This is a genomic window from Klebsiella sp. WOUb02 (assembly GCF_050058015.1).
Lineage (GTDB): Bacteria > Pseudomonadota > Gammaproteobacteria > Enterobacterales > Enterobacteriaceae > Klebsiella.
The window spans coordinates 1-11,837 of sequence record NZ_CP170104.1 but is presented as its reverse complement, the minus strand read 5'-3'; the positions used below and the strand labels follow the sequence as shown (position 1 = coordinate 11,837).

Annotated in this window: 13 protein-coding genes and 3 pseudogenes; 3 read left to right on the top strand and 13 right to left on the bottom strand. The window is 58.3% G+C overall.

Annotated elements, in window-relative coordinates; genetic code table 11:
• Positions 1-348: 348 nt before the first annotated feature.
• The 8 genes and pseudogenes from ABOC21_RS00235 to ABOC21_RS00200 all read right to left on the bottom strand — a co-directional run bounded on the left by ABOC21_RS00235 (position 349) and on the right by ABOC21_RS00200 (position 4,980).
• A complete protein-coding gene (locus ABOC21_RS00235; RefSeq protein WP_426811803.1) occupies positions 349-759 on the bottom strand; it encodes a DUF1380 family protein in 411 nt (136 codons plus the stop codon).
• A 61-nt stretch (positions 760-820) separates the two neighbouring features.
• A pseudogene (locus ABOC21_RS00230) lies at positions 821-1,259 on the bottom strand (antirestriction protein).
• A gap of 468 nt (positions 1,260-1,727) precedes the next feature.
• Complete coding sequence (locus ABOC21_RS00225) at positions 1,728-1,961, bottom strand: hypothetical protein (protein ID WP_426811802.1); 234 nt, start codon at positions 1,959-1,961, stop codon at positions 1,728-1,730.
• A complete protein-coding gene (locus tag ABOC21_RS00220) occupies positions 1,954-2,379 on the bottom strand; it encodes a DUF1380 family protein (protein WP_426811801.1) in 426 nt (141 codons plus the stop codon). Before ABOC21_RS00220 ends, ABOC21_RS00225 begins: the two co-directional genes overlap by 8 nt.
• Positions 2,380-2,456: 77 nt before the next feature.
• On the bottom strand, positions 2,457-3,110 hold the full coding sequence (locus ABOC21_RS00215; RefSeq protein WP_426811800.1) for a DNA methyltransferase: 654 nt from the start codon (positions 3,108-3,110) through the stop codon (positions 2,457-2,459).
• A gap of 325 nt (positions 3,111-3,435) precedes the next feature.
• A complete protein-coding gene (locus ABOC21_RS00210; protein WP_426811799.1) occupies positions 3,436-3,774 on the bottom strand; it encodes a hypothetical protein in 339 nt (112 codons plus the stop codon).
• Positions 3,771-4,055, bottom strand: a complete 285-nt coding sequence (locus ABOC21_RS00205) for a hypothetical protein (RefSeq protein WP_426811798.1) — start codon at positions 4,053-4,055, stop codon at positions 3,771-3,773. Before ABOC21_RS00205 ends, ABOC21_RS00210 begins: the two co-directional genes overlap by 4 nt.
• Positions 4,048-4,980, bottom strand: a complete 933-nt coding sequence (locus ABOC21_RS00200; protein WP_426811797.1) for a DUF1281 domain-containing protein — start codon at positions 4,978-4,980, stop codon at positions 4,048-4,050. Before ABOC21_RS00200 ends, ABOC21_RS00205 begins: the two co-directional genes overlap by 8 nt.
• A gap of 449 nt (positions 4,981-5,429) precedes the next feature.
• Between ABOC21_RS00200 and umuD the strand changes: the two genes are divergently transcribed.
• Positions 5,430-5,885: a translesion error-prone DNA polymerase V autoproteolytic subunit gene (gene umuD / locus ABOC21_RS00195; protein WP_426811796.1), complete on the top strand. Its 456-nt coding sequence runs from the start codon at positions 5,430-5,432 to the stop codon at positions 5,883-5,885.
• 14 nt (positions 5,886-5,899) lie between these two features.
• Positions 5,900-7,176 (top strand): annotated as a pseudogene (gene umuC, locus ABOC21_RS00190) (translesion error-prone DNA polymerase V subunit UmuC).
• Between the two features lie 76 nt (positions 7,177-7,252).
• Here umuC and ABOC21_RS00185 read toward each other — a convergent pair.
• Together ABOC21_RS00185 and ABOC21_RS00180 are read right to left on the bottom strand one after the other, a co-directional pair.
• Positions 7,253-7,573, bottom strand: a complete 321-nt coding sequence (locus ABOC21_RS00185; RefSeq protein WP_426811795.1) for a molecular chaperone — start codon at positions 7,571-7,573, stop codon at positions 7,253-7,255.
• A 56-nt stretch (positions 7,574-7,629) separates the two neighbouring features.
• Entirely contained in the window at positions 7,630-8,313 is a 684-nt protein-coding gene (locus tag ABOC21_RS00180) for a ParA family protein (RefSeq protein ID WP_426811794.1), read from the bottom strand.
• Between the two features lie 358 nt (positions 8,314-8,671).
• On the opposite strand from ABOC21_RS00180, the pseudogene ABOC21_RS00175 reads away from it, so the two are divergent.
• Positions 8,672-8,987: pseudogene (locus ABOC21_RS00175) on the top strand (helix-turn-helix domain-containing protein); the annotation flags it as partial.
• A 368-nt stretch (positions 8,988-9,355) separates the two neighbouring features.
• On the opposite strand, the gene tnpC reads toward ABOC21_RS00175, so the two are convergent.
• From tnpC to ABOC21_RS00160, 3 genes are read right to left on the bottom strand one after another with little or no spacing between them, the layout of a single operon-like run.
• Complete coding sequence (tnpC, locus tag ABOC21_RS00170; protein WP_426811793.1) at positions 9,356-10,969, bottom strand: IS66 family transposase; 1,614 nt, start codon at positions 10,967-10,969, stop codon at positions 9,356-9,358.
• A 20-nt stretch (positions 10,970-10,989) separates the two neighbouring features.
• Positions 10,990-11,337 carry an IS66 family insertion sequence element accessory protein TnpB gene (gene tnpB, locus ABOC21_RS00165; protein WP_426811792.1) on the bottom strand — a complete coding sequence of 116 codons (348 nt, stop codon included), beginning with the start codon at positions 11,335-11,337 and terminating at the stop codon, positions 10,990-10,992.
• Positions 11,337-11,750 (bottom strand): transposase, encoded by a 414-nt coding sequence (locus tag ABOC21_RS00160; RefSeq protein ID WP_426811791.1) that lies wholly within the window; start codon positions 11,748-11,750, stop codon positions 11,337-11,339. The genes tnpB and ABOC21_RS00160 overlap by 1 nt, the downstream gene beginning before the upstream one ends.
• Positions 11,751-11,837: the final 87 nt, after the last annotated feature.

Sequence of the window (11,837 nt, the reverse complement as noted above, 5' to 3'; positions counted from 1 at the left end):
GCAGCGCGGGTTCGGCGGAGCTTGCCCGGCGGCCTGCCGGCGGGTTAGCGGAGTGTGGCCGACGACCCGGCCGGTACGGACGGGGAGCCGGAGCGTGGCCCGGCTTCTTTTTCTGCCGTTCCGCCTTTTCAGCCATAAACGGCACCACTGCCACTACCGGCATAACCGGTGAAGAAAACCATAAACTCACCACCTGCCCTGTCCGTTACCTCACCCCCTGAAGCCCTGACCACAGCGATGGCAGCGTGCGGAAACCGCGCCGCAGGCGCGGGCCTTTCCCGCACCGCCGCGCAGCGGCAGGGTTTTCCGGCGGCCGAAAACGGCTCCGGGCCTCCCTGCCCGGCTGCGTTATCTGTTTATTTCATCCCGCACCCGTTGCAGGGCGTCGGATTCTTCGTTGTACAACCGCCGGGCCGCCCCTTCGCCGGACTCAATTTCGGTAATCCGGAGAAATTCCCCCGCCAGCGCCATCACCTTTTTCAGCACGGCGGCGGGAACGGTAATCTGCCGTTGCCAGTCATCTTCTTCTTCCAGCGCGTCCCGGATGCACAGCAATGTTTCAACGCCGACGCCGGATTCATGCAGCCCTTCCATGCCGTCCATCATCGCCAGTATCCGGGCGGCCATCGCTTCCGTTATGTTTTCTTCGCTGAGAACCGCCATAACATCAGCGGTTGTCCAGACAATCACTTTAATTTCCTCGTTTTGCGGAAAACGGCTTTTCAGGTTTTCGCAGACTTCATTTACGGTTCCGTACATCGTTATTTGCTCCGTCAGTGGCAGGGGTCAGTGCGGGGCAGCAACGCCGCCCCGGTGGGGTTCAGTCGAGCGCGCGGAAAATCGCGGCGGCTTCCGGGTGGGTGGCGGCATAGTCCATCAGCTGGCGGTGGCGGCGGCAGTACAGGGCGCATAACTCCTCGTCGTCATGGCGGTCATACATCCAGCCTCCGGTGATTCAGTACCAGCGCAGTAATGATGATGCCTGCCGCCTCGCTGCTGACCGTCACATCGGCGTCATTGTCCGGGTTTATCACGCGCCAGCTTTCCTCCCCTTCCGGCTTCATAAAACCGCCACCGCCGGCCAGCAGGGCGTAACCCCATACCCCGCCGTCATACCCGGCCAGATAGCGCCCGGCGTAGCTGTACACGTTACATTCGGCGCGGGTGAAGTCATCGCCGAACAGGCAGGGTAAAAACTGCATCCGCACAAAACCGTCGAGGAAACGTGCAGGTTCAAAAACAGGGGTGGCTGTGTTCATCAGAATATCTCCGCTGTCAGGGTGGGTTACTGTTCCGGCCTGTGCCGTGACTGAATGGCAGCCCGGCGAAAAGCGGAGTGTTCAGGGGCGGCGACGAGGCCGCAGCGCAAGGGAGCAGAGGGGGGATGACGCACGGCGGTGACGCGAAACCTGAGCGGAGACGCGACGGAAGTCAGCGGCCCGGCGCGAGTGCGAACGGGGGAGGAGACGGCGGAGCGAACCCTTGAACACGCAGCGGCCGGGCTAAAGTGAAGTCACGGCACCGGCCGCAGACCGCACGGACCGGGTTTTCTGTCCTCCCCGCCGCAGGCGGCATGAAAGAGGCGCGCAGCAACATCCTTGTTGTCATCTTTCATTCACATTCAGGGTTAACAGTGCGGGCAGAATCCTGTGGATAACCCCGCTGACCGCCTGATATGTATCAAAAAAATCAGGATGGTCATTATCTGACCACCCTGAATGACCGGCTCAGCGGATCATACAGCGCCGCAACCGGGCGATTTTGCGCGAAGCCCCCTGAAGGGACTCCGCCGCATCCTCCACCGCCAGCATGGTGAGGCGGATTTCGGCCCTGTCGCTGTCGCGCGGCCAGCGCCGGCGCATCGTGTGAATACGCAGCAAAATATCGGTCAGCGCCTCGTCTATGGCCGCCACATCCGCCGCCAGCTCCCCGCCGGCGGCATTCAGGCGTTGATTATTCATGGTGTTCACTCCCGGCCATCAGGTGACGCAGCACCCGGAGAGCAGCAACATTCATGCTCACCGTTTCAGGAACCGGCCTCCCCGCGTCAAATGCCGCCGATTCTTCCGCCATCAGCGCCCGCTCCGCCACGCCGGCCACCTGCGCCAGCAGGTCCGCCGACACCGTAACTATTTTCGGCTCCGCCCGCAGGTCAGCCAGTATTTCCTGTACAGTCCGGTATGAAATACCGGTTTCCGTGTGGTCCCCCGCCCCGGTTCTGCCGATAAGCGCAAGAATGCGGTCCGCCTCCTGCTCCGTCATGTCCTCCGCCTGCGCCATCACCGTCTCCCGCGTCCAGACCAGCAGGGCAAATTTCTCATTGTCGCCAAAGGCGCGTTTCAGTGTGTTGTTCAGTTGTTTACGGGTGCCGTACAGCATGATGTTTATCTCGCTTGTTGTTTGTCTGTGTCACCGGCGGGGCAGTCGCCACCCGGCCGGTGGTGTCGCTGCCCGCCTCACGCGGCGGTTTTATTCATCATCGCGCGCTGCTCGCCGAGGCGTTTCAGGGCGGCGGCGTGGTACTGCTCAAGGAGTTCAATACCAATCCAGCGGCGGCCACACTGGTCGGCGGCGACGCAGGTCGAACCGCTGCCGGCAAACGGGTCCAGAATCAGGTCGCCGGGCTGCGTGAAGCTCTCAATCAGCGGGCGCAGGATGCTCACCGGTTTTTCGGTCGGATGGTGACGGTTGCCGGTGTACTGCCACGGCATCACGTCCGGCAGCGGATTTGCGGGTAAAGCCGGGCGGCCCTTCGCCAGCACATACGCGCTTTCGTGCTGGTAGCCGACAAAGGCCGATTTTGAGGCGTAAGGTTTGGTGAACACGAGGTGGCCGACCACACGGAAGCCGGCGGCTTTCCATGCCTGCATGAAGGTGTCCACCCGGTTCCAGCCGTAAAAGCTCACCGCCAGACTGTTGGCCTTCAGCACCCGGTACATCTGCCGGCTTGCCGGTAATACCCATTCATCGTTCACGTCATTGGCAATCGAACGCCCGGAACGGTCCTTAAAGCCGACGAGGTACGGCGGGTCAGTTAAGATGAAATCAATGCTGTTATCGGGGAATCCGGCCATAACCTGCACGCTGTCGCCCTGCATGAATCGGGACATGTTCTGCTCCTGAGTATCAAGGGGCACCCCTGTGGTGCCGTGACCTCCACAAAGCCGGGCCACAGGCGAAGCAGGCAGGGGCGGACGCGCAAGCCGCACGCGCCGCCGGAGCGGACTGAATGTCCCGCGCACGGCGGGGAACGGGTGAGCAGGACGAGCGACAGCGTCCCTTGCCGGCGAAGCGGCCCGGCTACCGTGAGGGCACGGCACTTCCTGCCCGCCGGCATCCGGCGTCAGACCGGGTGCCGGCTCAGGAGCGGAGCGCAGCGACTTCCTTATCCTGTGTGTGAAAAGCGCCGCCCCGGCGGGCGGCCACCTTATGGTTTCAGTCGCGGAAGTCCTGCCAGCGGTTATCCTGTTCGTCCTGCACCACCGGGGCGTCCGGTGAGCCGGTCACAAACCATCTGTCCAGAAACTTCAGCCCGGTGAGGGTCTCCAGCTCTGCATCACTGAGCAGGATGATGGCACTGAGCCACACGCTGCCGTGCACGTATGTCCGGTAAACCCCCTCCGCGCAGACCGGGCGCTCACCCTGCCACCATGTATCCGCCATCAGCCCGCAGGCGGCTTCCGCCAGCGGCAGGTCTGCGCCCTGCAGCAGCAGATGGTGCTCATACTCCACCCCGTGCCTTTCGGCCTGAAACGTCACCAGCCATGCGTTCATTTGTCCTCCTGTTTCACTTCGTCAGTCACCCGTGCCGGATGTTGCCGGCTGAACCCTTCATTTGCGTCGTGCGCGTCCTGCGCCCGCTCCATCGCGGCATCGAGGGTATCCTCGTCGAGCGTCTCATCCAGTGCGAGAAAATCGCCAGCCAGCCAGAAGGTGCCGCAGCACAGGGTGTCATCCGCGTATCCGGCCAGCCGTTCTTTAAAAGCCTTTACGGTCATGCGTTTTGTCATCATCACTGTCGGGCGGCCTGCGCCGCCCGCTCCCTTGTCAGCCACCGAAGTGCACCACGTTATCCACTATCCACGCCGGGCCGGTCACTTCCGGGCAGGCGTCCTCATCGCTCTCATCCACGTCGCTCCACTCCAGCACGTCGCTGAGGCTCTCCGTCTGCACCCCACGGGCGTAGCAGGCGTACCCGCAGAAGTCGCAGCCCTGCTCCGCGTACCAGTGCTCCACCGTCACGCCGTAGCGCTCACTGAGTTCGGCCATCACCGCTTCCGCCGGGGGCGACCACGGGGTGTCAAAGTCCACCGACAGCCAGTCCGCACCGCCGTCACAGACCGTCAGGTCATACCCGCACGGCCATTTGGTGCCATAACGTTCCACGTACCAGCTGTAACCGGACGGCACACCGGCCAGCAGGCGCCCGTTAAAGCCGTTGATTTCCACATCCAGACGCGACGGCAGCACCATCATCAGGTCAAGGGGACGCGCCTTCAGACCCGGCAGACCGTCACAGACCGCATCCCACCATGCCGACACGGAAGTGGTGGAGAAACTTCCGTACCCGTCGTGGCGCTGTCCGGTAAACACGGCGGCGATGCATGCCTGCTGCGCATCCGTCAGGTCATCCCGGCGCCGGTCGCGCAGGCCGCCAGCCAGCCACAGGGCATGCAGGTCGTCGCACGCCGCATCCGTCAGCGCCGTACCCGCCTGCAGGTGCGCCAGCCACTGCGTGAAGGCGCGGTTTTCCGGGGTGTCATCACCCTGCCCGGCTGCTGTCAGCCCCGGATACGGCAGATACGCCATCACTTCCGTGGTTTTCAGCATGCCCGCGCAGCCCGCCAGAAACAGCTGCACGCCCTGCGCCGCCGCGCGCGCGTATGACGGATAACGTCCGCCGTCCGTCAGCACCCTGACCTGCTCAATGTCTTCGCTGCGCCCCGTCACGCACAGCCTGTTTGCACACCAGTTCGGCATAAACACTCCCCGGTTAATGGGTTTCCGGCTCCTGCGCCGTGACGACACCGCAGCCGGGCCGCGAGCGGACCGGGCAACGGGCGAAGGAGGAAGCCGCACGCGCCGCCGGCGCGGACTGAATGTCCCGCGCACGGCGGGGAACGGGTGACGACAGAGGTGAAACGCACCCTTGACCGGAACGCGCCCCGGCTAACGTGAAGTCACGGCGCAGCCCACAGGCGGTGACGGTTTTCCGTCCGGCGCGTCAGCGCCACCCCGGCGACAGGCGAAGCCGGTACGCCGGCAACAGCGGCGCGCAGCGACAGCCTTTTCTCACGTCGCCGGCAAACAGAATCCGCCCGGGTATCAGGCACCTGTCCGCAGGCATCCGGGCGGGACTTGCAACAGGGGAGTAAATTTCCGATACTGTATATGCATACAGTCTTATAAAGTAATGATGTGAGGGACACATGACGCGCCACGCCACCCCGGAAGAAACCCCTGCCCTGACCCTGCTGCGCCCGGCCGACCGAAGTCCTGAGCTGGCCATCCCGCTGTTCGCTGACACCTGCGCCGCCGGTTTTCCCTCGCCGGCCGCTGATTACGTGGAGGATGAGCTGGACCTGAATGCCCTCTGCATCCGCCGCCGGGCCTCGACTTTCTTCGTGCGCGCCAGCGGCAGCAGCATGGAAGGTCTGGGCCTGTATGACGGCGACGTGATGGTGGTTGACCGGGCGGAGACGCCTTCTGAGGGGGATATCGTGATTGCGGAAGTCGACGGGGCCTTCACCGTCAAACGTCTGCAGCTGCTCCCCCGCCCTGCCCTGCTGCCGATGAATCCGGCGTATCCGGTGATTTACCCGCCTGAGCTGCAGCTGCTGGGGGTGGTGACGTGGTTTTTTCACAGCACGCGGGCGAGGACATGACGATGGCACTGACCATGTTCGGACTGGCGGACGTCAACAGCTTCTATGCCAGTCTGTGAGGCCCTGTTCCGCCCGGATTTACGCGGTAAACCGGTGGTGGTGCTCAGCAACAATGACGGCTGCGTGATTGCAAGAAGTGCCGCAGCGAAGGTTCTGGGCATAAAAATGGGGGTGCCGTGGTTTCAGATAAGGGACACCCCCTTCCCGGAGAAGGTACATATCTTCAGTTCGAACTACGGGCTGTATCATTCGATGTCGGTTCGCGTCATGTCTGCCCTTGAGGAAATGACGCCGAAGGTCGAGCAGTACAGCATCGACGAGATGTTTCTCGACCTGACCGGGATTGACGGCTGCGAGGATTTTGAGCACTTCGGCCGCCGGCTGCGGGACCATGTCCTGCGCATCACCGGTCTCACCGTGGGCGTGGGCATGGGCCCGACCAAAACGCTCGCCAAATCCGCGCAATGGGCATCAAAGGAGTGGCCACAGTTCCGGGGCGTGCTGGCGCTGACACCGGGTAACCCGAAACGCACGGAAGCCCTGCTTGCCCGGCAGCCGGTGGAGGAAATCTGGGGCGTGGGCCGGAAAATCGGCAAAAAACTTAACATGACGGGGATTGAGACCGCCCTGCAGCTGGCGCGCACCCATCCGGCGTTTATCCGCAAAAACTTCACCGTGGTGCTGGAGCGCACCGTGCGGGAGCTCAACGGCGAGTCCTGCATTCCGCTTGAAGAGCTGCCGCCGTCAAAACAGCAGATAGTCTGCTCCCGCAGCTTTGGCGAACGCATCACCACGAAGAGCGCCATGCAGCAGGCCCTGTGCCAGTATGCCGCCCGGGCGGCGGAGAAACTGCGGGGCGAACGGCAGTTCTGCTGCCACGTCAGCGTGTTCATCCGCACCTCCCCTCACGCGGTGAATGAGGCTTTCTACGGCAACAGCGCCGGCGAAAAGCTGACGCTGCCCACGCAGGACACCCGGGATATTCTCGCCGTGGCCATGCGCTCGCTGGACCGTATCTGGCAGGAGGGTCATCGGTACATGAAGGCCGGTATCATGCTGGGTGACTTCACCCCGAACGGCATCAGCCAGTCTGAACCTGTTCAGTGAAGACCGCCCGCGACCGGACAGCGCCCGGCTGATGAAGGTACTGGACGGCATCAATCAGTCCGGGCTGGGGAAAGTGTGGTTTGCGGGCCAGGGCGTAAATACGGAATGGAAGATGAAGCGGGAAATGCTGTCGCCGGCTTACACCACCCGGTGGGGAGATATTCCAGTGGCAAAGGTATTATAATTATATAATGTACAAAATAACCACACATACAGCACCTATAATGTACATTTTTAATACTTTACAGGTATGTTTTTTGTTATTTTTCAAACGCTCCATCTCGCGCTAACTTCTCACGAAACGCTTCCAATATATACGGCGTCATTAATAATGACGTAACGTTCTTTTCTTTTAGTGCATCATAGGCATCCCAAAGGTCTTCTGGAATTTGCACGTTTTTAGCTCGGCGAACCGCTTTAGCTCTTCTTTTTGGCGTAGCTGAATCAGTCGAGGGGCTGTGCACACTGTCATCAGGATTCTTTAAGGGGAACCCATTTGTTGAGTTTGATGTTTCCTGAAGTGGTGCATTTTTGGATAGCTGAGAAATTCGGGAAAACATATCTTTTCTTGAGTTAGTCATAAGATATACCTTGAGTATTTTAAATGTACATTTTAGATATTTATTATATACCCAATCTATGCATTTTCTAAAGCATTTCTCATGTCTAGGAATAGAGACCGCATAGCATTGCCTGAGTTGCTATAGCGCGTTGAAACATGTTCAACTACTCCCAATCCTTGCCCGAATTTTTGAGGCGCTGCCTTGTCCATTGGGATTGCAGTATCCAGCCTCTTCAAATTATCAAACTGAGCTATGTAATTATCTATATCGCTGAAGTTACGGCGTGAAGCGTGAACCTTATTCATAACTACATGCGCGGTCTTTTTCTCTTCAAGATCAGCCGAGATTTCACTTAGGACTTTACTAAATTCATGTAAACCAAGGATATCGGAAGGATCATCATTGAGTGGAGAAATGATGAGGTCCGCCATTGCTACAGCCGCGCGTGTTAGAGATGAGTCAAAACCCCCACAATCGACCAAAACACTTTTCCCGAGCTCTTTGGCCGCTAAAACCTCTTTGATAAATCTATCAACTACCTGGTCCATATCGTCTGTCAGTCGAACAACGTTCCACTGCTTTTCTTCTGAACGGAAACTGTTGAAAGTCGTTACGGCTGGAGTAGGGTCGGTATCATAAAAAATATCCGGAACGACTTCAGGCGCAATGTTCATGCTGATGAGTGACTTGCCAGTTCCACCCTTTTTTATAGCAACAACAATTACCTTACCAGAGTAGGGATTAGATGTGTTTTTCATACTTTATATGCCCCTTAAATGTACATTTTAAGTGTCAGGTTTCAACTTTAGCACTAGTACACTTGAGATACAACACAAATACTAAAAGTGTACACTTTTAGTATTTAATAAGTGCTTTTTATGATTTTTTACATTTAGTTTAGTACCTTGATGGTACATTTTGAGAGCTTTTTGGCCGATTTGACTGTCCGATTAGTCAGATCTGCTGAGATGGCGGAAATACTACACAGTATTGTTCGAATCCCAAACGCACCCCAACTAAGCTGAACAACGTGTGGCTACCGATGTAAAACTGGCCCACCTGCCAAAGTAAAACTGACCCACCCAGGGTAAAAATGGCAGTTTTAAGGCACTGCCAATGATGACATTGGAGAACAGAGTGGAGATGAGTGTTTTACACCGTCAGGGCATGTCGATACGCGCCATCGCGCGTCAGCTTTCATGCTCTCGCGAGACCGTTCAGCAGATATATTCGTAGCCTGCTGCCCGTAGCGGATATGCGCTATAAGCCTCGCGCACCCAGACCCTGCAAGCCTGACCCATTCAAGCGCTATATCCTTGAGCGCGTGGCCGCCGCCATGCCCCAGTGGATACCCGCCAGCGTGCTGCTACGCGAGATACGTCAGTGGGGTTACGAGGGCGGTTACAGTATGCTTACTGCATTCCTGCACCCCATGATGCAGCCCCACCATGCCCATATAGCGTAAATCAGCGGACAAAGCTATCGACTGCAAGATAAACTGAAAAGCGGTCAACTCCAGAAGAAAATGAAAGCAGCTGTCGAGTAATTCAAAGGGGGTGGGTCAGTTTTACTTTGGCAGGTGGGTCAGAATTCAATCGGTATTGACAATGTTGAGGGTGGTCGCATTAAATTGACTACCCATTTGCATTTTACCTGACTGTCTGTTTGCATTTCACTTGAACTCATCATCCCACCGCTTGATCTGACTGAATTGCTGCTTGAAATTGATGTACGAACTGGTTTCACCAGAGAATTCGTCTGTCTAAACGTAAGCGCCCCATAATGAACGTGGCGTAAGGATTATTTTACGGAGGATAGGTTCCAGGGCAGCAGCTCATGTACCCGGTTTGAAGGCCAGTCGTTGATCTTGCTTATCACCTCGCACAACCAACCTTCCGGCTCCACACCGTTCAGTTTGCAGGTGCCAAGCAGGCTGTAGATGATGGCTGCTGCCTCACCCCCGTTGTCAGAGCCGAAGAACAGGTAGTTCTTTCTGCCAACCGCCACCGCGCGCAGCGCGTTTTCTCCGATGTTATTGTCGATTTCCACCTGACCGTTACGGCAGTACTCATTCAGGGCGTGCCACTGTTTCAGTATGTACGCGAACGCCTTCGCCGTCTCCGCGTGAACCGACAGCGTCGTCATTTGCGCCTCTATCCACTCGTGCAGCGATGTCATCAGCGGAACCGACCGTGCTTTTCTTATCTGCAGCCGTTTCCCGGCCGGGCTGCCGCGTATTTCCGCCTCGATGGCATACAACGCACCTATACGGTTCAGCGCTTCATTCGTCATTTCTGTCGGGCGTCGAACATGCTCATCGTGGATTTTCCTTCTGGCATGCGCCATGCACGCTGCTTCTCTGATGTGCCCGGACTCATACAGCGTGTCGTAAGCACCGTACGCATCTGCCTGAAGCACGCCTCTGTACCCTGAGAGATGTCGCTGAGGATGTTCCCCCTTACGGTCCGCTGAGTACGAGAACCAGACTGCCGGCGGTTCTGGCACCCCGGCGTTACGGTCATCCCGGACGTAGACCCACAGCCGACCGGTTCGCGTTTTACCACTCCCGGGCTCCAGCACCCTGACCGGCGTGTCATCAGTGTGCACCTTGCCAGCCTGCATAACGTACTGGTTGAGCGCCTCATGCAGCGGACGAAGCCGGTTGCCCATCATCGCGACCCAGCGGACCATCGTGTTACGGCTCAGCGCCAGTCCATGACGGGCGTAGATTTCTGTCTGCCGGTACAGCGGCGTATGCTCCACATATTTTCCGACCAGGATGCGGGCCAGCAGGCTGCTGCCCACACGACTGCCTTCTACCGGCTTTGCCGGGAGCGGGGCCTGCACGATAACGTCGCACCGGCTGCACGCCAGCTTCGGTCGGACCGTTTCGATGATTTTAAAGGCGGTTTTGATGATCTCCAGTTGCTCAGAGAGAGTTTCTCCCATCACCTTCAGCTCTCCACCACATGACAGGCAGACGCTGGTCGCTGGCAGTAAGGTCTGTGTTTCCCGAGGCAGGTCGGCTGGCAGCGGTTTTCGGGCGGTGTGGCGGGTGGGTTTTTCTGGCGTCGTTTGCGACACGACAACACTATCTGCTGGTATATCCGGTACCGGCTCGTTGCCATTCAGGCAGGTTTTTGCCGCCTCCAGTCGGCTTTCCAGCTCTGACAACCGTTTCTCTGCCTGGCGGATTTTGTTTTCCAGCTTATTACGGCTCTTTTCCGAACTCTGACCGAACAGCATTCGCCGTAGTTTATCCAGCTGTGCTTTCAGGCGGTTGATTTCCTGCTCATAACCCGCCACCTGGCCTGCATACTGGCGCAACCGGGTCTGCTGGTCGTTCAGCATCGCCCGCTGTTTACGCAGCATGGCTTTTAACTGGTCGATATCGTCAGGGAGTTCATTTTTCATACACCCGACATTACAACAGGTTACACCCGCAGGCCAGGACGTTGTGATGACTGTGGATGTTTCCAGTTGAGGCCTTCCAGCAGCATAGCCAGTTGCGCCGGGGTCAGATGGATCTTCCCGTCGCTGACAGCGGGCCAGACGAAGTGTCCACGCTCAAGACGTTTGATGAACAGGCACAGACCATCCTCATCGGACCACAGTAGCTTTACCATATCACCACGGCGCCCCCGGAAGATGAACAGGTGGCCGCTGAATGGGTCCTCGTTGAGGACATTCTGCACGCGGGAGGCCAGGCCGTTGAAGCCGTTTCTCATGTCGGTAACGCCCGTCACCAGCCAGATGCGGGAACCCGCAGGAAGGGATATCATCAGCCACCTCTCTTCAGTTCGCGAACCAGAGCCGACAGCATGGCCGGGGTGAGGTTGCCGGACAGCTTCAGGCGTGCACGGCCGATACTGACCTCACAGCATTGCCCGGCATCCGGTGGCAGGCTTTGCGCTGATGCTGCCGGGAGCTCGGGCAGCGCGGGTCGTGAGTATTCGGTGGTCACAACAGGAACGATATCGTCACTGATAATGGCCGGTGCTGGGGGTGTATCAGATGGCTCATCAACCAGATGACGATAGCGCTGACGCCAGGTGAACAGCAGGTTGTCATTAATCCCGTTCTGGCGGGCAAGCCGTGCCACGCAGGCACCGGGTTGCAGTGATCGCTGAACCAGGTCGAGTTTGAACGGCATGGAGTAGGTAGCCCGCTGGCGTGGGACTGTCGGTTGGGTCATTTGTGATAGAGTCCATTTAAAAATTAAGTGGACTCTATCATCACCGGATTAAAGGTACGTCGACAGACGTCGTTGCCGGGGCGCTTA

Coding starts and splice junctions, on each gene's coding strand:
- umuD (WP_426811796.1), top strand. CDS start 5,430: ATGACGCGCCACGCCACCCCGGAAGAAACCCCTGCCCTGACCCTGCTG.
- ABOC21_RS00235 (WP_426811803.1), bottom strand. CDS start 759: ATGTACGGAACCGTAAATGAAGTCTGCGAAAACCTGAAAAGCCGTTTT.
- ABOC21_RS00200 (WP_426811797.1), bottom strand. CDS start 4,980: ATGCCGAACTGGTGTGCAAACAGGCTGTGCGTGACGGGGCGCAGCGAA.
- ABOC21_RS00185 (WP_426811795.1), bottom strand. CDS start 7,573: ATGACTAACTCAAGAAAAGATATGTTTTCCCGAATTTCTCAGCTATCC.
- ABOC21_RS00215 (WP_426811800.1), bottom strand. CDS start 3,110: ATGTCCCGATTCATGCAGGGCGACAGCGTGCAGGTTATGGCCGGATTC.
- ABOC21_RS00225 (WP_426811802.1), bottom strand. CDS start 1,961: ATGAATAATCAACGCCTGAATGCCGCCGGCGGGGAGCTGGCGGCGGAT.
- ABOC21_RS00220 (WP_426811801.1), bottom strand. CDS start 2,379: ATGCTGTACGGCACCCGTAAACAACTGAACAACACACTGAAACGCGCC.
- ABOC21_RS00160 (WP_426811791.1), bottom strand. CDS start 11,750: ATGACCCAACCGACAGTCCCACGCCAGCGGGCTACCTACTCCATGCCG.
- ABOC21_RS00210 (WP_426811799.1), bottom strand. CDS start 3,774: ATGAACGCATGGCTGGTGACGTTTCAGGCCGAAAGGCACGGGGTGGAG.
- tnpC (WP_426811793.1), bottom strand. CDS start 10,969: ATGAAAAATGAACTCCCTGACGATATCGACCAGTTAAAAGCCATGCTG.
- tnpB (WP_426811792.1), bottom strand. CDS start 11,337: ATGATATCCCTTCCTGCGGGTTCCCGCATCTGGCTGGTGACGGGCGTT.
- ABOC21_RS00180 (WP_426811794.1), bottom strand. CDS start 8,313: ATGAAAAACACATCTAATCCCTACTCTGGTAAGGTAATTGTTGTTGCT.